This window comes from Alteromonas gracilis (assembly GCF_036870955.2).
GTDB classification, from domain to species: domain Bacteria; phylum Pseudomonadota; class Gammaproteobacteria; order Enterobacterales; family Alteromonadaceae; genus Alteromonas; species Alteromonas gracilis_A.
In genome coordinates this window covers 2,443,644-2,462,519 of record NZ_CP145482.2, presented here as the reverse complement: position 1 = coordinate 2,462,519, position 18,876 = coordinate 2,443,644, and the positions used below count along the sequence as shown (strand labels likewise).

The following is an 18,876-nucleotide window of genomic DNA, read 5'->3' as shown; positions in this document are numbered from 1 at the left end:
AACGCCGTTAAATCGTTATCTAATAATAAACGGCGAACTCTTTGAGTTTGCCGTTTATTATTTTCACGTGTAGCAATTAGTTAAGACGTCAATGAACCAACAAGAACAACAACAGCTTCAAAAAGCCAAAACACTGCTCATGCAGTCTCAACATCAAGCCGCTATTAGTCTGTGTAACGACATTATCAACATCGAGCCTGGGCATAAAATGGTTAACGATACGGTTCGGGAAGCCATGTATCTAAGGTCTGTCGCTCACAGGCTAATGGGAAAAATTCAAGAGGCAATTATATCGCTTAATCAACTCATTGAACGTTTCCCAGACTATGGTCGCGCGTTTCAGGAGTTGGGGTATTGCTATGCTAACTCTGATAAGAAAAAATCTGCTCATGGGTTTTATCAAGCAACCCGCTTTAACCCTGCATTATTGAGCGCATGGCAGCAACTTGAGCGTATTTACATCGCAGACAATCAAGAACAAGCCTTGCTGCTGTGTCAGCAACAAATCGACTTTTTAAAAGCGCTACCTAAGCCTATTCTAGGAGCCACTGACCTTATGCATGAAGGGCAACTTCACAAAGCCGAGCAAGTGTGTAGGGCGTTCCTTAAAGACAATAAGCATCATCCAGAAGGCATGATGTTGCTTGCAGAAATTGGTGTACAGCTTAAGGTGTATGGCGATGCTGAGTTTTTGCTAGAAAGTTGTGTAGCGCTCTATCCAGATAATGACCGTGCCGCGGCTGCTTATCAAAGCTTGTTAGCTAAGTTGGGCAAGTTTCCTCGCGCTGTTGAGGTTGCACGCCATCGTTTAGCACAAAGCCCTGACAGTTTCACGGTCAAAGTGGGTCTAGCACATGCTTTAGTAGGCGTGGGTGAGATTGACGATGCTATTACTATTTACAATGCGCTTCTTGAAGAAAATCAAGATAGGCCTGCAATATGGGTGGCGTTAGGCCATGCATTCAAAGCAAAAGGTAACTTAGAGAGCGCTGTTAACGCTTACCAGCAGGCTATTGCCTTTGCCAAAGACTTTGGCGACGCCTATTGGAGTCTGGCTAATACCAAAACCTACCGTTTTGATGAGAGTATGCTTACTGAAATGCAGCGCTATGTAAGTAATGAGGCTACCAAGCTAGATGATGTTATTCACTTGTGCTTTGCGCTAGGTAAGGGCTTTGAAGATGCGGGCGATGCGAAAACATCTTTTGATTACTACGAAAAAGGTAATGGGCTTAAAAAGCGTACATTGAACTTTGACATCTCTCGCACAGAAGCTGCACTTGCCGCACAGCAAAAAGCATTTACCCCAAAGAGTTTTGACGCCTCGAAGGGGTGCCAAGCCCCTGATCCTATCTTTATTGTTGGCTTGCCACGTGCTGGGTCGACCTTACTTGAGCAGATATTAGCGTCACATTCTCTTGTCGACGGTACTATGGAACTGCACGATATTTTAGGTATTGCGTCGTCGTTAAGCCATGGGCAAACCGCCTATCCATTTAATGTTAATGAACTAGATGATGATGCACTTAAAAGCCTAGGCGAGCGCTATTTGGCGCAGACTCAGGCGTATCGACGCGGTGCGCCGTTTTTTATTGATAAAATGCCCAATAATTTCATCCATATTGGATTGATTAAAAAGATATTACCGCGAGCAAAAATTATTGACGCTAGGCGTGCCCCCATGGACTGTTGCTTTAGTGGCTTCAAGCAATTGTTTGGTGAAGGGCAGGAGTTTAGCTACGGGCTGTCAGATATTGGTCGTTACTACAACGCCTACTGCGTCTTGATGAGTCATTGGTATGATGTACTTGAGGGTGACATTTTAACGGTTCAACATGAGGATGTGCTTGAAGATCTGGAAGGGCAAGTAAGACGAATGTTGACGTTTTGTGGACTAGAATTTGAACCACAGTGTCTCGATTTTTATAAAACAAAACGCGTTATTAAAACGCCCAGTTCAGAACAGGTACGACAGCCAATATACAAGTCGGGCATGGCTCAATGGAAACCCTATGAACGTTTCCTTACATCATTAATAGAAACAGTGTCCTAATGTCACTTACTTGTCGTTGTCATCAAAAAAAGCGTTGCCTGGCTGCACGATGATCTTAGAAGCAGTGTCATATTTACTCAAAGGAAAAGCATCTCTTGTGAGAGGGTGGCTAGACAATAAATAGTCGTAGTCGCCCGATAGATGGTGTAGACGGAGCCGCTCTTCTAACAATAATGCGAGGGCACTGTTTTCTTTTTTGACGTAAAAGTAATAAGACTGGGGGTAGATAAGTAGCACAGACGTACTGAACGTCAACTCGCTATACTTTGCTTCAAAGGCTTCCATTTCACCGTAGCCTTCAAAAATGCTAAGTGCGATGGCATCACAGCGTTCTCTCGAAACCATCTCTAGCATAGATTCAAAATGTACTGCGCGATAAACAAGAAACCCTGAGTATTCTAAAATGTCTGCATCTGGCCAGTTGTGGCCCTGACATAGCCTTACTTGCTTAAATTCGTCTATAGATGTAATGGCGTTGAAATAGGGCTCATAGTCTTTGCGAATAATACTGCCTCGTATACCTAGCGCGCCTCTAAAAATCGGAAAGTCTATGCGTAGCATGGTTTCGTCACGCTCTGAGCTCTCTGCTGTCCAGATAACGTCATAGTAAGCTTTTGTCGCTAACAGCCCAATAGAACGGTTTTGCGTTTGATGCGGTCGACTTGCTATTACATATTTATCGCCAACAATCTGTGTAAGTAGCTCGTGAAAAAATGCGTGTGTTCTGTCGTTTGATTTGTCTGGGCCTGGAGTAAATAGCGTTGCTGCTGAACCTATTGGGCTCAGTGAAAAACAGAAAATGAAAAGGGTTGCTACAAGCTGAATGCTTCGAACGAACTTCATATATCGCAACCTTGCTTTATACGATAATCTTTAACTATAGAATAGCATAACCTCAACCTTGTCAAAGAAAAGGCCACTGTTGCTGATAACAATAGCGATTCTACATGCTGGTGCGTTATACTAGTAAAAGTACAACCAACCTTAACTCATATCAGTAATTTTGTTTTTCTCTGTTGATTCTCTGCGCGCCCCTAATGCAAAAGCACTCGCAATGTGCTTGGTTTGTTGTACGTTATTTTCTACTTCGCCATTTACATACGCTCAAGCGTTCGACACCTTGTGTGATAAAACCCCCAGTTCATGCCTTGCGTTGTTAAATACTGCACAAAGTAAACACGATGTCGGTAGTGAATCTTGGTGGGAACTAGAAGCAACGCGATTAACGTGGTTGTTCGAGTTTCATCAGGAAGATGAGTTGTATGCGGCATTACGACCGTGGATTAATAGTACCGATGTTCCATCCTCTTATGAGCCTCTTATTTCAAAACTGCTTGGTAAATGGTTAGTAATCCGCGGTAGAAATGATGAAGCGGCACAATCATTCGAATTGGCGCTTGAGGGGTACTCCAAGCAATACGAGGCTAAACCAGCGCAACAGACAGCATTAGAAGTCCTAAATTTACTGGTTGCCTTGAACAGATTAGCCCAAGCGGAAGCATTCGTCGCAGGGCTTGTTGAGTATGAATACAGTGATCCAGCGTTCTATCGCGAAGTTTTTGCTGAGCTAGGCCATATAGCCTATCGCACCGATAATTACGAAAAGCATGTTGAATATCGACTGTCTTCACTTGAGTGGGCAAAGCAGCTTGATGATAAGCAGCAAATTGGTGTTGCGTTCAATAATTATGGCGTCGCACTGCGAAACATCGGAAAGATTGCCCAGGCAAAAGAGGCTTTCATACAAGGTTTGTCGTTAGCAATCTCTTCTTCTGACGCTGTTCGAATAAGTATTTTGCATTTACGTCTTGCTGAAATATCTCACATGCAAAATGACATTGCTGGCGCTAGGGAATGGCTAAGCAAAGCCGATCTTAACCACTTACCTGCCAGTGAATTTAAGCGATTACGCGAGCTTTCAACTCGTGTAAATGCGACATCAATGACACAGGAATCAAATTAGTACTTACGACGTTTTAGCCCTGTTTCCGCCAAAATTTTTGCAGATATTTCTTCAATAGAATATTTAGTGCTATTTAGGAAGGGTATTTTTTCTTTGCGATACAAATTCTCTACTTCTCTTAACTCCATCCTACATTGCGGTAGCGACGCGTATTTACTATTTGCACGGCGCTCTGAACGTATTTGATGTAGCCTATCTGCTGCGATAGTAAGACCGAATAACTTGGGCTTAAAGCGACGCAATGCAGGCGGGAGTTTAAGCATGTCTCCCATATCTTCTTCTGTAAACGGATAGTTTGCCGCTTTTATGCCATATTGAAGCGCAAGATAAAGACTCGTTGGCGTTTTACCCGAGCGTGAGACTCCGGTTAGAATAATGTCGGCTTCATCATAGTCTTTAAGGTTTGAGCCATCATCGTTTGCCAGCGCATAGTTTACCGCCTCAATACGGATGTCATACGTTGTTTCATGAATACTATGCGTTCGATGCTTTTCTGGTTTTGAAGGCACACCCAGAACTTTTTCTAGTGGCGCCACAAACTGGTCGAGGAAGTTATAATTGATACCCACTGATTTTGCGATAATTTTGCGAATATCTACATTCACAATTGTATAAAAAACGAGCGGCCTTTCTCCGGTGTCTTGAAAACTTTCAGAAATTTGTTCAAGAACTCTGTGCGCTTGTTCCTCAGTTTCAACAAAGGGAATGGTATTGTGATTGAATGAAACGGGGAATAATGAAAGCAGGGCGTGGCCAAAGACCTCTGCAGTTATGGCTGTACCATCTGAAATATAAAAAGCTGTACGCACAACATATCCTTAACATTGTTGTAATTTTATTACAAAAGTAATAAAGAGTTTACTTTCTGAATTTCCCCATTCTAAGATGATTTCGTCGAAAAGCTACATGGTTCTTGTGATTGGCAGTATTTAGCTATACTTAGCTGTCAAACGTAATGGACAATCCGAACGTGGTTATTTACCACTGGTCGACAAAAATTGATGTGTTTCGCGCTAAAAAAGACAAAACGCGAGACATACCTCATACCCTACACATAAAAAAAGCTGGAGGCTTGGGCTGTGCAAGAATACGTACTTTGGTATCAAGAACTGGGCATGCATGATGTGGGTCGCGTTGGCGGCAAAAATGCATCATTAGGCGAGATGATTTCAAACCTGGCTAACGCCGGTGTGCAGGTGCCAGGTGGCTTTGCAACCACCGCCGAAGCATTTAACGAGTTTCTAGAACAAAGCGGCCTAGAAGCAAAGATTCACGATGTGCTAGACGCACTGGACGTTGACGACGTCAATGCCTTAGCAGAAGCGGGAAAGAATATCCGCCAGTGGATCATCGATACGCCATTCCAAGCGAATCTAGAAGAAGCCATTAAAGAGGCTTTTGTTACTCTGCAAGGGGATGCTGGCGATGAAGCATCATTCGCTGTTCGCTCTTCAGCTACGGCCGAAGACATGCCGGATGCATCTTTTGCTTAGTCAACAAGAAACATTCCTTAATGTAAAAGGCTATGACGCTGTCCTAGTGGCAATAAAGCACGTGTTTGCTTCACTCTTTAACGACCGCGCAATTTCTTACCGTGTTCACCAAGGCTACGACCACAAGGGTGTAGCTTTGTCTGCTTAGTATACAACGCATGGTCAGAAGTGACATTGCATCATCGGGTGTAATGTTTACCATCGACACTGAATCAGGTTTTGAAGATGTCGTCTTTATCACCAGCTCATATGGATTAGGTGAAATGGTAGTACAGGGTGCGGTAAACCCTGATGAATTCTACGTTCACAAACCGACCCTAGACAAAGGTTTGCCAGCGATTGTTCGTCGTAATTTGGGCAGTAAGCTGACTAAGATGATTTACTCTGATGATGAGTCGCACGGAAAGCAAGTGTCTATTGTCGATATCGATGTCGCCGACAGCAAAACGTTTTCTCTAACCGACGAAGAAGTGATGGAGCTGGCAAAGCAGGCTCAAATCATTGAAAGCCACTATAAGCGTCCTATGGACATTGAGTGGGCAAAAGATGGTGTCGACGGAAAGCTTTACATTGTTCAAGCGCGTCCAGAGACTGTGCGCAGCCGCGAAGACTCGCAAAGTATTGAGCGTTTTCAGCTAAAAGGCCAGAGCAACATTGTTGTGGAAGGTCGCGCTATTGGTCATAAAATTGGTGCGGGCGTTGCCAAGGTATTAGGCTCCATTGAAGAGATGGACAAAATTCAAGCTGGCGATGTACTTGTCACTGATATGACGGACCCTGATTGGGAGCCAATCATGAAAAAGGCGTCAGCGATTGTGACTAATCGCGGCGGCCGTACTTGCCACGCGGCAATTATTGCACGCGAGCTTGGTATCCCAGCCGTTGTGGGTTGTGGAAATGCCACTGATAGCATTACTACAGGCGACAAGATTACCGTGTCTTGTGCTGAAGGTGACACTGGTTATATCTATGGTGATGAGCTTGATTTTGATGTTGTGACGTCACGCATCGACTCTATGCCAGACCTACCGCTAAAAGTCATGATGAACGTCGGTAACCCAGACCGTGCATTTGATTTCGCGAGATTACCAAATGCGGGCGTTGGTTTAGCGCGCTTAGAATTTATCATTAACCGAATGATTGGGGTGCATCCAAAAGCCTTACTGAATTTCGACAGTCAGCCAGAAGAGTTGAAAGAAGAAATCACAGATATGATTGCGGGTTATGCGTCTCCAACGGAGTTTTACATTGAAAAACTCGTCGAGGGAATTTCGACTATCGGTGCTGCGTTTTCACCAGAGAAAGTCATCGTTCGCATGTCAGACTTTAAGTCCAACGAGTACTTTAACTTAGTTGGCGGCTATCAATACGAGCCTGACGAAGAAAACCCAATGCTAGGTTTCCGTGGTGCAAGCCGTTACATTTCGGAAGACTTCCGTGATTGTTTTGCTCTAGAGTGTGAAGCAATTAAACGCGTTCGCAATAAAATGGGTCTTACAAATGTAGAGATTATGATCCCGTTTGTGCGTACTCTTGAAGAAGGTCGCAGAGTCATTGAATTGCTTGAAGAGCAGGGACTGAAAAAGGGTGAGAATGGACTACGCATAATCATGATGTGTGAGCTCCCTTCAAATGCGCTGCTTGCGGATCAATTTCTCGACATTTTTGACGGTTTCTCGATTGGTTCAAATGACTTAACGCAATTAACCCTGGGTCTAGACCGCGATAGTGGCCTTATTGCTCATTTGTTTGATGAACGTGATGCAGCAGTAAAAGCCTTGCTATCAATGGCAATTCAAGCTGCTAAGAAGCGTGGCAAATATGTTGGCATCTGCGGTCAAGGTCCTTCAGACCATGAAGACTTTGCAGCGTGGTTAGTGGCAGAGGGGATAGATTCAGTGTCTTTAAACCCTGATACCGTAGTGGAAACATGGCTATATCTGGCGGAAAAGCACGGATAACAACAGCGCTATCAAGATAGTTGTTCATTAAAAAAGAGGCCAGGGTGGCCTCTTTTTTGTTTGAGCGTTTATAACCTAGCCATAATGTTAAAGAGATAAACGTTTATATCACGCCATCTACCGACATTATTGATAAAAAACATAGTGATTATCGATTTTGCTCAATGACTTTTTGTTGTTATCGGTGTAATATTTCAGGGTGGGTTACACATTTTGATCATTGAATTTTTAACTAGCGTGGTTGACTTATTATGGCGTACAACGATAGCACTGTTTCAGTAAAAAATAGCGAAGAACATAACATGCAGCAGCCTTCTGTAGCGGAGCAGTTGGCGGATGCACAAAAAGAAATTCTTGACCTAAAAATGAAAATCATGTGGATGGAACGCAATTACGAATAACGTATTTGTCACTCTCTAAATCTTTCTCTTTTTGTAATTTCTTGTCATTAAATTGAAAGTTAACATTGTGACTTACATTACGACTTACATGATAAGTGCTAATGTGAATAACCTATTGGCACGTTAGTCATCACAAAAAAGGAGGCTTATTGCCTCCTTTTTTATTTTTGCTTTAAGATGAATGCGAATTACGCTTTCAACTGGTTGCCAATGGGTAACTGCCTGATGCGTTTGCCACAGGCAGCAAAAATAGCATTGCACAATGCTGGAGCGTAGACAGGGGGGCAGGTTCGCCTACGCCAGCGGGTGGGGCATCGCTCTCAACGACCTTAACCTCAACGTCTAATGGTGAATCGCTCATTCTTGGTACACGATAGTTGTGGAAGTTACTTTGTTGAACTCGGCCTTTATCAAAAGTAATGCCATCACTGATAGCCGTTGTTGTTACTATTATAGGCTTCGTATGATTATTATAAGTATGGGGATGTTAACGTAACACGAGAGTTATGTTTTCGCATTGACTTAAGACTAGTAGCAAGAGTTCTGCGACAAGCGAGAAGAGGGAAGGGAAAGACTCTACAATACAAGAGCCTTTCATTGTTGTAGAAGGTTTACTATCGAAGTTTTCTTAACAACAAGAAACGGTCAATCTTACGCGCACCGGTCGTCATTGTTTTTTGGCTGTACTTAAGCCAGCCTCTGGCACGAGGCCAATCATAACTCAGCATCACCAATCCGCCGACGACTAGCAGTATTGAGCCCGGCAACAGTGTTAATATAATGCCGCTGAGTAACATTATTGCGCCAAATGTAAGTCGTAATGTTCGCATAAATGGTGTTCTCCCAATTGTTCATTACACACGCAACCAGTCTTAACATAATGGAAGATATCTGCAAATTTGCCAACTATTAAAATGTAACGATTTGTCTTTCGCTACTCACTAGGCTGACGATGGTAAGTAATCAATGTAATGCTGATTGGTCAATAAATAGTCGCTTGCGCCGAGTTTGAAGCTCTTGTGTGGTTTTACTCTAGATCACCGCAAAGAAATAAAGTACAAAGAAGCTTATCTATAAGCGAGTGCATCATCGTATTGTTTACCGCAATACACAGAGTGCGCGAGTAACGAAGAACAATAAAGAGAATACTTATGGCAGAACCTCAAAATCAGCAACTTAGTGAAGAACAGCGCGCAGAGTGGGTAAGAGAGCAGTTTCAACGTGCTAACAAACACCTTGCAGAGAATGGTGTTTTATTTGATAGCGTTGTAGCGTCAGAAAGTCGCTACCTTGTACCTTATGTTGCGGTGTGGAAAATCAAAGCACAAGACAATAAACGTTTTTGGGTCATGAGTGGCGATCTTCCAGCTGACTTTACGCCTGAGGGCAATGCACCAAACGCTCGCGAAGCTATGAAATATTTTTCTATGATGTGGCAGATGAAAGCGGCAAACTTGCGAGCGAGTTCTCCTACGGACAAAGCAGCCAATGAATTGGCCACGCTTTTAGAGACTCGTGCAGAAGGGCTTTATAAAATACAGAGTTATGATGAGCTATGGGCTGCTCAAGAACAGGTGTAATGCCAGTTAGTGTAACTGTGTTACATCGGGTAACGGAAACCGCTCTGCAGAGCATTTAAGGCGCTGGCGTGGTACGCCAGCATCCATAAACACCTGTCCATCTGGGATAAAACCTATCGAGCGATGGTAGGATACACTTTCAAGGTTACAAATGACCTTGACGGTTGGAACGTCGTTTTGTTTAGCAGCACTCAACAATGCTGCAAACAAAGCGCGATATACTGGCAGGGTTCGGTGGCTTCGCTTTACCGCTATTCGTCCTAGCTCCCCACGCTTGGTCAAACGTCCAGTGGCTATTGCTTCATCATTGTCATTCAGAATCAATATATGGCAGGCTGAGTCGTCCTGTTCATCAAACTCACTAGCTTCTGGTACCCGCCACTCTAATACGAATACATGTTCCCTTAGTGCTTTTAGTCGATGTTTGTCCTTTTCCCAGTCGACACTGATGACTGTGAGCCCCATTGTTTATATCTATGCCTCATACCATTCCCAATAGCCATTATTGATGAGTGTAGTCAAGGTTTCTAAAAATGTAAAAGAGGGGGCATCTTGGCATGATGTAGCATTGAGCACGTCGCCGCTTGCAAGCGCTTCAATCCATTCTCTATCGCTGTTGGCGAATTCAAACTGCGATCCATTAACAAATAGGGCTCTTGGTAAACCCTGCTTACCATAACTCACTAATGCACGGACACCCGCAGCAGGGGCAAAACTAATCCCAGCTGCAAATTCATTGGCAATTTGCTCGAGAGACACGTCGGTATCAAGAGGATATTCCGGTATTCCTTGTTCGCTCATTGCTTCAAGTAAACTTCGAGTAAACCCTTCGCTATTGATTGCTTCAATAAGTTGTTGCTTGAGTGATGCAACATCGTTAGGGGTTACGGTATAAGCAGCATTTTGTAGTGTACGCTGAGGGTCTGTATATCTGAAATTATGCTCGCCTTTATCTAACATCATCGCAAGGCTTTCAGCAAGCTGCAGGTTGTCTGGTGCGCGATAGCCAACCGAGTAGGTCAAGCTATCTTCTACTGTTTCACCATCGTGCGGCCAACCTGGAGGAACATAAACCACATCGCCAGGTTCAACAACTACATCAATAACAGCGTCAAATCCCTCTATTTGACGTAGTTTAGGATGTGGGAATGTTTCTTTGTATTCTCCGGGCATACCCACACGCCAGCGTCGTTTTCCTTTTCCTTGGACGAGAAAAACATCGTATTGATCAATGTGAGCGCCAACGCCTGCGCCCTCTGTGGCAAAACTCACCATTAAATCGTCAAGTCGCCAGTTTGGAATAAAAGAAAACGGGGCGAGTATAGGCGAAACATCCTGGATGTACTTGTCAACGCCTTGAACCAGCAAGGTCCATTTACCTTTACATAGCCTATCAAAGTCTTCTATTGGCCCTTGTTCCACATGCCAATTTCCGTTGATATTGTTAATGATCCGGGCGTCGACTTCAGCTTCTTGTGCTAAACCTAGCAAGGTCGTTTTCATCAATAGGATCAACAAATGTAGGGAAAAAACGTTTAAGCACAACGGGCTTTTGTTGCCAATATTCTCGAAGAAAAAGATCTATGTCGAAGTGCTCAAGATAGTAGTTAGTCATGTAGTCTCAAAGGTGCGAATAATTAAAGCGCTTATTATCAGTGATAGGGACTATATTTTCCAGTTAACTGCTTGAAGGCTTGGTATTGCATGTCTCCATGTGTAACGTTACAACCAATGAGACTATTTGTAATAGGCTTTTGTAGACGGCAATAAACGCGAAAGCGTCCAATTTTTGTATCTAGCTCACAAGGCATAAATGCCTCAGGCTGTGCACAGCTCAATACTCCAAACGCTTGTTCATCTAACGCAGTTGTAAAAGGTTGTGTGTAGTGCTCTATCATGGCGGCCAAATTAACGGTGCTACCCCATATGTCTATTTGCTTTTCGGTACAGAGCGAGTTACTAACAATAACATCACCAAAAGCAATACCAACTCGCATCCCTAACTGCAGCGGGCCTAGAATCGCATGTTGATTACTTATACAGTGAATCGCATCGGCGTAGAACAATGCGTTTTGAACATTTGCGTAGTCAGGGGCTGCCAACCCGCATGTATTTGTTTTAGGCTGATGACAAATTGCAATGTGTTGGTCACCGTTTGTTTTTATAATACGAGCGCCACACTCATGGGCTGATTTTTCGAAATAGGCAGTAAGCTGAGTCATGGTCACAAAGGCACAGTAATCACCATAAAGCCGACTCAGTGTTTGGAAACCAGATAAATCAGCAAAAATAACCGCGCAGTAAGGTAATAGCTCACGCCGATAATCACTGTGCTGCAAGGGCTTTCTTGGACGAGTAATAGTAGAGGAAAGTACTCGTTGCCTTAAGCCCTCATTGTTATTGCTCAACGCGTCACGGAGCGTTGTATTGCAGTATTCCTTTACCATGGTGCATATCCTTTGCAGATGACGTTGTAATAGCTATAAAAAAACGCGGTTCAATGACCGCATTTTTAGTGTATTAAACCAAATGAGGTTTTATAACTGATCAACAAGCCTAATTGCATCACCAATGTAAGTTGCTGGTGAAAGTGCTTTTAGCTCAGTCTTAGCTGCGTCAGGCATGTCTAAATTATCAATAAATTCGGCAATAACTTGTGCATTTACCTTTTTACCACGCGTTAACTCTTTCAGTTTTTCGTATGGTTTTTCAATACCGTAACGGCGCATGACTGTTTGAATGGGTTCTGCAAGCAACTCCCAGTTATTATCTAACTCGTCTAGAAGGCTCTTTTCATTTACTTCAAGCTTGCTAATTCCTTTTAGTGTTGCTTGATAAGCAATGACCGCATAGCCAACACCTACGCCCAAATTACGCAAAACGGTTGAGTCTGTAAGGTCACGCTGCCAGCGTGAAATAGGTAGCTTAGCCGCAAGGTGGTCAAAAATCGCATTGGCAAGGCCAAGGTTGCCTTCTGAGTTTTCAAAGTCAATTGGATTCACTTTGTGAGGCATAGTTGAAGAGCCAATTTCACCTAAGCAACAGTTTTTTGCTTGAAGTGACCTAGTGCAATATAGCCCCACACATCGCGGTCAAAATCGATAAGAATAGTGTTGAAGCGAGCAATTGCATCGAACATTTCAGCGATATAGTCATGCGGTTCAATTTGTGTTGTGAACGGATTCCACGTCAGACCAAGAGATGTAACAAAATTTTGTGAAACGCCATGCCAATCTACTTCTTTATACGCAGATAGGTGTGCGTTGTAGTTACCAACAGCACCGTTTATTTTACCGAGTAACTCGACGCCAGCAATTTGGCTGCGCTGGCGCTTAAGGCGAATAGCGACGTTAGCCATTTCCTTGCCCATCGTGGTCGGTGAAGCAGGTTGACCGTGAGTACGCGCCATCATTGGCACGTTTTGATAGCGCTTAGCAAGTTCGATAAGCGCTTCAATTAGCTTATCGCAGTAAGGAAGAATAACGGTCTCGCGCGCTTCACGCAGCATTAAACCGTGAGATAGATTGTTGATGTCTTCAGAGGTACATGCAAAGTGGATGAACTCGTTAACTGCAGACAACTCACTGTTATCGGCTACTTTCTCTTTAAGAAAGTACTCGACTGCTTTGACATCGTGATTAGTTGTGCGCTCTATTTCTTTGATGCGCATGGCATCGTCAACGCTGAAATTACTTACAATGCTATCTAATAGGGCATTAGATGTATCTGAAAAGGCAGGAACTTCTTCAATTTGTGGGTTAGTAGAAAGCATTTGCAACCAACGTACTTCTACTTCTACACGGTATTTTAGTAAGCCGTATTCGCTGAAAATACTGCGTAATTCTACGCTCTTGCCAGCATATCGACCGTCGACAGGGGAAATTGCAGTTAACTGACTCAGTTCCACCTTAAAGCTCCTCACTAGTTTATTAATCGTAGTGCCTTAACAGCACTGTTTAGAATGTGTTTGCGTTTAAATAATATGTTTCTTCTTTTTCCACCCATCTGTCGCCACATAACCGCTGCACGCACGCCCGCTAAGAGTATAGCGCGCACTTTATGTTGTGTTGCAGGTTGACTTAGGTAGTCTGGGTTGCCTGCTACCTGAATACGAGGGGCGAGGGGGCTGATAATGTCGCTGTAAATACTGGCCAGCGAGGATATTATTTGGGGGTTTTGGAAATCAATATGAGCGAGCTGCCGTTGTACATGTGAAATGCGTTCAGCGAGCTCTTGCATGGCTTTGGGTTTGCTAGCAAGTTTGCGCTCTAAACCCAATATACTGGCAACGTATCGCGTGAGTTCCGAGTCTTTGGTAGCCTGCTTATCGGAAAGTTGCGAAGCAAGGGTTGTATACCCTAGCTTTAGATTGCCCAATTTTCCAAAAACTTGCTGTGGTGTTTCTGGATCAGTGACTAAGATACTCGATAAACTTGCTTCAACGGCTTCGTTGTCCGATGTACCTCGACGCGCGAGCTGCTGAACAAGGGCAGCAGCTTGGCACACGCCAGCGAGCGCTAAATTGCTTTCAATATCTGAATCTAACATCAACGGATATAGCTCTCTATAATACCACCACCTAGACACACCTCATCGGCATAAAACACAGCAGACTGACCAGGTGTTACTGCTTTTTGAGGTTCGTCAAAGACAACTTCAATAGTGTCAGTACTGGTTGGCGTAATTGTACAAGGAATGTCAGCCTGGCGATAACGCGTTTTCACTACCGCGCGCATAGGCTCGGATAGGGTTTTTCTGTCTACCCAATGTAATTGTTTTGCAATTAAACCTTTTGAATATAGGCGAGGGTGGTCGGCGCCTTGACCGACGATAAGAACATTGCGCGCTACATCTTTATCTACTACGTACCAAGGATCATCACCATATTTAGCGAGGCCACCAATGTGTAATCCTTTGCGCTGGCCTAACGTGTGATACATCAATCCTTCGTGCTGGCCTATTTCCTCACCTTCAGCTGTTTCGATGATGCCAGGCTGAGCAGGAAGGTAGCGGGCTAGGAAGTCTTTAAACTTGCGTTCGCCGATAAAACAGATACCTGTTGAGTCTTTCTTATCATGCGTGATAAGACCTTGCTCTTCAGCAATTTTGCGCACTAGCGGCTTCTCAATATCTCCGACAGGGAAAAGCGTTTTTGCAACATGCTCTTCGCCAAGCGTATATAAGAAATAGCTCTGGTCTTTGTTATTGTCTAAACCGCGCAGCATTTGCCACTTGCCATCAACTTCGCGCCTACGCACGTAATGGCCAGTTGCAATATAGTCTGCGCCTAAATCTTCAGCAGCAAACTCTAGAAATGCTTTAAATTTGATTTCTTTATTGCACATAATATCTGGGTTAGGGGTGCGACCCGCTTTGTACTCTTCTAAAAAGTACTCAAATACGTTGTCCCAGTATTCTGCAGCAAAATTGATAGTGTGAAGTTCAATACCAAGCTTATCCGCGACGGCTTGAGCGTCTTTTAAATCTTCAGCAGCAGCACAGTATTCATCATTGTCGTCCTCTTCCCAATTTTTCATGAAAAGCCCTTCAACCTGATAACCCTGCTGTTGTAACAGGTAAGCTGAAACAGACGAATCGACGCCGCCGGACATACCGACGATTACTTTTTTGCTTGCGTTGGAATCGATATCACTCACTACGTATTGCACACTCATTTATTTAAAAGGAACTGAAAAGTAAGGGTCAAAATTACATTTTCAAGTCACTCCACGCGCGATTCGCTCACCGGAACGATAGCGGAAGGAGTGTTTTTCAGGAGGACCCTTTTTTGAGGACGCGCATTTTAACAGATTATGCTGGTTAATTCACATGTTATCTCAACTCTTAAATAGAAATGTATTTACCATTTTCTATACCGTCAATGGTCCAGTTACCTACGCGATAACGAATAAGGCGTAGAGTGGGGTATCCAACATGTGCAGTCATTCTGCGTACTTGCCTGTTTCTGCCCTCACTTATGGTTATTGAAAGCCAACTAGTCGGTATTGACTGTCTAAATCGAACAGGAGGATTTCTTTCCCAAACATCAGGTGTTTCCATACGTTTAACTTTGGCTGGCCGGGTCATCCCATCTTTTAGTTCAACGCCTTTTGTGAGAGAGGCTATGGCCGCATCATCTGGTATGCCCTCAACTTGTACCCAATAGGTCTTACTGGTTTTCGCTTTGGGGTGGGCGAGTTTATGTTGAAGCTTTCCGTCATTGGTGAGAACCAAAAGGCCTTCAGAATCCCTGTCTAATCTGCCTGCTGCATAAACACCAGGCACATCAATATAGTCTTTGAGTGTTTCTCTGCCGTCTGCATCAGTGAACTGTGAAAGGACTTGATACGGTTTGTTGAAAAGAATAACAGTGGACGTTGATGACATTTATGATACCGAGGTGAAAAGTTTTATAAAACACGCTTATTTTAACACGCGGATGACACTTTGTCGGGAGCTAAAAAAGAAAGAACGTTTGCTTAGTTTTAGCAAAGTTAGTCGATAAATTCGTTGATCTTATATGTTAAGACAATGGTATGACTTGTAACTAAAACTTTCGACCCTATACTAATGAACGCAGTCAAATCGATAAGACTGTGCATTCGTACATTTATTAGGCAGTTATCGGTAGGGAAATGCGAGTTCATGTGTGGAGCATGAAAGGCGTGTTGTGGCGATAGAATGGAGCTCAGTGGTGTACGAGGACGAAATCAGCAAGTGGCTAAGTATCCTTTCGGTACTTAGTGGAAAGCATCAATTACGTATCGCAATGACTATGGGCGCAGTATAAACATATTGCGAGTTGTTGCGACCCAATGGACTAAAACGGTAGTACGCTGCCGGACAAAATTGAGGTATATAATGACCAAGTCTAAGATCATCTATACGAAGACTGATGAAGCGCCAATGTTGGCGACGTATTCATTGCTTCCTATTATCCAGAAGTTTGCTGCAGCGGCAGATATCGACGTTGAGCTAAGCGATATCTCTCTTGCTGCGCGTGTGTTGGCAAATTTCCCAGAGTATCTTTCTGAAGAGCAACGGGTGCCAGACGCACTTGCTGAACTAGGTGAGATGACGCAAGACCCTAATGCCAACATCATCAAACTTCCAAACATCAGTGCCTCAATTCCTCAGCTACGTGCCACTATAAAAGAACTTAACGATAAAGGCTTCAACGTACCCGCATTCCCAGATTCACCGAAAAGCGCAGAAGAAGAAGAAATTCGTGAACGTTATGGAAAAGTACTAGGTAGTGCGGTAAACCCTGTTTTGCGCGAAGGTAACTCAGATCGTCGTGCTCCGACAGCAGTTAAGAATTATGCCCGTAAACACCCACATTCAATGGGTGAGTGGTCGCAAGCATCACGTTCTCACGTTGCGCACATGCGCGGGGGCGACTTCTACTCTGGTGAAAAATCAGTGACTGTTGAAAAAGACGGCCACGTTAGCATTGAATTCACTGGTAAAGATGGTAGCAAGAAAACGCTTAAACCTCGCGTAGACTTGCTTGCTGGCGAAGTCATCGACGGCATGTTCATGAGCAAAAAGGCTTTGTGTGACTTCTTCGAAGAGCAAATTGAAGACGCTAAGAACACAGGTGTTCTTTTCTCACTACACGTAAAAGCGACCATGATGAAGGTGTCTCACCCAATCGTATTCGGTCACTGTGTAAAAGTATTCTACAAAGACCTATTTAACAAATGGGGTGACCTGTTTGAAGAACTAGGCGTTAATCCTAACAATGGTCTTGGCAGTGTTTACGACAAAATTGCCAGCCTGCCTGAAAGTCAGCGTTCTGAAATTCAAAAAGACATCAATGCATGCTATGCAGACCGTCCGCCAATTGCGATGGTTAACTCTGATAAAGGTATCTCTAACCTTCACGTACCAAGCGACGTAATTGTTGACGCATCTATGCCTGCAATGATCCGTAACTCAGGTCAGATGTGGGGACCAGATGGTAAGGCGCACGATACTAAAGCGGTAATTCCTGAAAGTACTTACGCAACTATCTACCAAGAAGTTATCAACTTCTGTAAAACACACGGTGCGTTCGATCCAACCACTATGGGTACGGTACCTAACGTTGGCCTAATGGCGCAAAAAGCGGAAGAATACGGTTCACACGACAAAACGTTTGAGCTAGAAGCTGATGGGACAGTGTCTATTGTTGACCAAGACGGTAATGTACTTATTTCTCACGACGTTGAAGAAGGTGATATCTGGCGTATGTGTCAGGTGAAAGACGCACCTATTCAAGATTGGGTTAAGTTGGCGGTTACTCGTTCTCGTCAATCTGGTATGCCAGCGGTATTCTGGCTAGACGACGAGCGTGCACACGACGCACAACTTATTAAGAAAGTTGAAAAGTACCTACAAGACCACGACACAAACGGTCTAGACGTTCAAATTATGTCTCCGGTACGCGCTATTCGTTACAGCATGGAACGTGCAATTCGCGGTCTGGATACTATTTCAGTAACCAGTAACGTACTTCGTGACTATCTAACAGACTTGTTCCCAATTTTAGAACTTGGTACTAGTGCTAAAATGCTATCAATTGTTCCATTGATGGCGGGCGGCGGCCTTTACGAAACGGGCGCGGGCGGCAGTGCACCTAAGCACGTTCAACAGTTTGTTGAAGAAGGCCACCTGCGTTGGGATTCACTGGGTGAATTCCTAGCACTAGCGGTATCACTTGAAGATGTTGCTATCAAACACAGCAATACAAAAGCGAAAGTCATTGCGACAGCGCTTGATAAAGCAACTGAAAAACTGCTTAACAATGGTAAGTCTCCGCTTCGTAAAGCTGGCCAACTAGATAACCGTGGTAGCCACGTTTACCTAGGTTTATATTGGGCTGAAGAAGTCGCGAATCAAACGGAAGATGCAGACCTAGCGGCGCAGTTCAAACCGGTATTTGAAGAGTTGTCAGCGAAAATCGACAGCATTATTGCTGAGATAGATGCAACACAAGGTAGCGCACAAGAAATTGGCGGTTACTACTACCCTGATGAAGACAAGCTTTTTGCTACAATGTCACCAAGTGCGACGCTTAAAGCAATTCTTAGTGCATAGTAAAAAAAGCAATGAATTTTACGTTTGAGTGAGATTCATTTTTTTAAGAAATAAAAAAGCCCTGCAAGGATATTCTTGCAGGGCTTTTTCGTTTTTGGCCGAAAAGCAATACGTTTAATACTTATTGGTATACATACTTAAGTTGGCGATAGAGGAGAAAAATGAAGATGAACGGTGTTGAAAAAAATAGCCGAAACTAGTCATGCAGGGGGGCAATTTGAACAGAATTGTAAAACGAACGCATTACTAAACGAAACTTAATTATAAAAGAGGAAGGAATTGGATTGAATTTTGGCAAACAAAAAACCAAGTACCAGACAGTGCAGATACTTTTTTTCGTAACA

At 43.7% G+C, this 18,876-nt stretch carries 14 protein-coding genes and 3 pseudogenes; 6 read left to right on the top strand and 11 right to left on the bottom strand.

Annotated elements, in window-relative coordinates; translation table 11 throughout:
• Nucleotides 1–91 precede the first annotated feature (91 nt).
• Complete coding sequence (locus tag V6N89_RS11930; RefSeq protein ID WP_338517716.1) at nt 92–2,053, top strand: tetratricopeptide repeat-containing sulfotransferase family protein; 1,962 nt, start codon at nt 92–94, stop codon at nt 2,051–2,053.
• Between the two features lie 6 nt (nt 2,054–2,059).
• Here the strand turns inward: V6N89_RS11930 and V6N89_RS11925 are convergent, their stop codons facing one another.
• Nucleotides 2,060–2,896, bottom strand: coding sequence for a hypothetical protein (locus tag V6N89_RS11925; protein ID WP_338517715.1), 837 nt, complete (start codon nt 2,894–2,896; stop codon nt 2,060–2,062).
• 277 nt (nt 2,897–3,173) lie between these two features.
• On the opposite strand from V6N89_RS11925, the gene V6N89_RS11920 reads away from it, so the two are divergent.
• Nucleotides 3,174–4,016, top strand: coding sequence for a tetratricopeptide repeat protein (locus V6N89_RS11920; RefSeq protein WP_338517714.1), 843 nt, complete (start codon nt 3,174–3,176; stop codon nt 4,014–4,016).
• Here V6N89_RS11920 and ppsR read toward each other — a convergent pair.
• Nucleotides 4,013–4,825 carry a posphoenolpyruvate synthetase regulatory kinase/phosphorylase PpsR gene (gene ppsR, locus V6N89_RS11915; RefSeq protein ID WP_338517713.1) on the bottom strand — a complete coding sequence of 271 codons (813 nt, stop codon included), beginning with the start codon at nt 4,823–4,825 and terminating at the stop codon, nt 4,013–4,015. The two genes, V6N89_RS11920 and ppsR, sit on opposite strands and share 4 nt — an antisense overlap.
• Nucleotides 4,826–5,095: 270 nt before the next feature.
• On the opposite strand from ppsR, the pseudogene ppsA reads away from it, so the two are divergent.
• Nucleotides 5,096–7,470 (top strand): annotated as a pseudogene (gene ppsA / locus V6N89_RS11910) (phosphoenolpyruvate synthase).
• A 251-nt stretch (nt 7,471–7,721) separates the two neighbouring features.
• Nucleotides 7,722–7,871: a hypothetical protein gene (locus V6N89_RS11905; RefSeq protein WP_338517712.1), complete on the top strand. Its 150-nt coding sequence runs from the start codon at nt 7,722–7,724 to the stop codon at nt 7,869–7,871.
• A 188-nt stretch (nt 7,872–8,059) separates the two neighbouring features.
• Here the strand turns inward: V6N89_RS11905 and V6N89_RS11900 are convergent.
• Together V6N89_RS11900 and V6N89_RS11895 are read right to left on the bottom strand one after the other, a co-directional pair.
• Nucleotides 8,060–8,319 (bottom strand): annotated as a pseudogene (locus tag V6N89_RS11900) (xanthine dehydrogenase family protein molybdopterin-binding subunit); the annotation flags it as partial.
• A gap of 166 nt (nt 8,320–8,485) precedes the next feature.
• Complete coding sequence (locus V6N89_RS11895) at nt 8,486–8,701, bottom strand: PGPGW domain-containing protein (RefSeq protein WP_346992728.1); 216 nt, start codon at nt 8,699–8,701, stop codon at nt 8,486–8,488.
• A 321-nt stretch (nt 8,702–9,022) separates the two neighbouring features.
• On the opposite strand from V6N89_RS11895, the gene V6N89_RS11890 reads away from it, so the two are divergent.
• Entirely contained in the window at nt 9,023–9,451 is a 429-nt protein-coding gene (locus tag V6N89_RS11890) for a DUF4826 family protein (protein ID WP_338517711.1), read from the top strand.
• 6 nt (nt 9,452–9,457) lie between these two features.
• On the opposite strand, the gene V6N89_RS11885 is transcribed toward V6N89_RS11890, so the two are convergent.
• The 7 genes and pseudogenes from V6N89_RS11885 to V6N89_RS11855 all read right to left on the bottom strand — a co-directional run bounded on the left by V6N89_RS11885 (nt 9,458) and on the right by V6N89_RS11855 (nt 15,838).
• Nucleotides 9,458–9,916 carry a GNAT family N-acetyltransferase gene (locus V6N89_RS11885; RefSeq protein WP_338517710.1) on the bottom strand — a complete coding sequence of 153 codons (459 nt, stop codon included), beginning with the start codon at nt 9,914–9,916 and terminating at the stop codon, nt 9,458–9,460.
• Nucleotides 9,917–9,925: 9 nt separating this feature from the next.
• Nucleotides 9,926–10,954 (bottom strand): JmjC domain-containing protein, encoded by a 1,029-nt coding sequence (locus V6N89_RS11880; protein ID WP_346992727.1) that lies wholly within the window; start codon nt 10,952–10,954, stop codon nt 9,926–9,928.
• A 149-nt stretch (nt 10,955–11,103) separates the two neighbouring features.
• The gene (locus tag V6N89_RS11875; RefSeq protein WP_338517708.1) at nt 11,104–11,898 is read right to left on the bottom strand and encodes an adenylate/guanylate cyclase domain-containing protein; all 795 of its coding nucleotides are present in this window, start codon (nt 11,896–11,898) and stop codon (nt 11,104–11,106) included.
• Nucleotides 11,899–11,988: 90 nt separating this feature from the next.
• Nucleotides 11,989–13,358, bottom strand: a pseudogene (purB, locus tag V6N89_RS11870) (adenylosuccinate lyase).
• 14 nt (nt 13,359–13,372) lie between these two features.
• Nucleotides 13,373–13,999, bottom strand: coding sequence for a high frequency lysogenization protein HflD (gene hflD / locus V6N89_RS11865; protein WP_338520264.1), 627 nt, complete (start codon nt 13,997–13,999; stop codon nt 13,373–13,375).
• Entirely contained in the window at nt 13,999–15,108 is a 1,110-nt protein-coding gene (mnmA, locus tag V6N89_RS11860; RefSeq protein WP_338517707.1) for a tRNA 2-thiouridine(34) synthase MnmA, read from the bottom strand. The genes hflD and mnmA overlap by 1 nt, the downstream gene beginning before the upstream one ends.
• Nucleotides 15,109–15,295: 187 nt before the next feature.
• Nucleotides 15,296–15,838, bottom strand: coding sequence for an rRNA large subunit pseudouridine synthase E (locus tag V6N89_RS11855; protein ID WP_338517706.1), 543 nt, complete (start codon nt 15,836–15,838; stop codon nt 15,296–15,298).
• A gap of 474 nt (nt 15,839–16,312) precedes the next feature.
• On the opposite strand from V6N89_RS11855, the gene V6N89_RS11850 reads away from it, so the two are divergent.
• Complete coding sequence (locus V6N89_RS11850; protein WP_346992726.1) at nt 16,313–18,532, top strand: NADP-dependent isocitrate dehydrogenase; 2,220 nt, start codon at nt 16,313–16,315, stop codon at nt 18,530–18,532.
• The last annotated feature ends 344 nt before the right edge of the window (nt 18,533–18,876 follow it).

Coding starts and splice junctions, on each gene's coding strand:
- V6N89_RS11930 (WP_338517716.1), top strand. CDS start 92: ATGAACCAACAAGAACAACAACAGCTTCAAAAAGCCAAAACACTGCTC.
- V6N89_RS11925 (WP_338517715.1), bottom strand. CDS start 2,896: ATGAAGTTCGTTCGAAGCATTCAGCTTGTAGCAACCCTTTTCATTTTC.
- V6N89_RS11905 (WP_338517712.1), top strand. CDS start 7,722: ATGGCGTACAACGATAGCACTGTTTCAGTAAAAAATAGCGAAGAACAT.
- V6N89_RS11895 (WP_346992728.1), bottom strand. CDS start 8,701: ATGCGAACATTACGACTTACATTTGGCGCAATAATGTTACTCAGCGGC.
- V6N89_RS11890 (WP_338517711.1), top strand. CDS start 9,023: ATGGCAGAACCTCAAAATCAGCAACTTAGTGAAGAACAGCGCGCAGAG.
- V6N89_RS11885 (WP_338517710.1), bottom strand. CDS start 9,916: ATGGGGCTCACAGTCATCAGTGTCGACTGGGAAAAGGACAAACATCGA.
- V6N89_RS11880 (WP_346992727.1), bottom strand. CDS start 10,954: ATGAAAACGACCTTGCTAGGTTTAGCACAAGAAGCTGAAGTCGACGCC.
- V6N89_RS11875 (WP_338517708.1), bottom strand. CDS start 11,898: ATGGTAAAGGAATACTGCAATACAACGCTCCGTGACGCGTTGAGCAAT.
- hflD (WP_338520264.1), bottom strand. CDS start 13,999: ATGTTAGATTCAGATATTGAAAGCAATTTAGCGCTCGCTGGCGTGTGC.
- V6N89_RS11855 (WP_338517706.1), bottom strand. CDS start 15,838: ATGTCATCAACGTCCACTGTTATTCTTTTCAACAAACCGTATCAAGTC.
- V6N89_RS11850 (WP_346992726.1), top strand. CDS start 16,313: ATGACCAAGTCTAAGATCATCTATACGAAGACTGATGAAGCGCCAATG.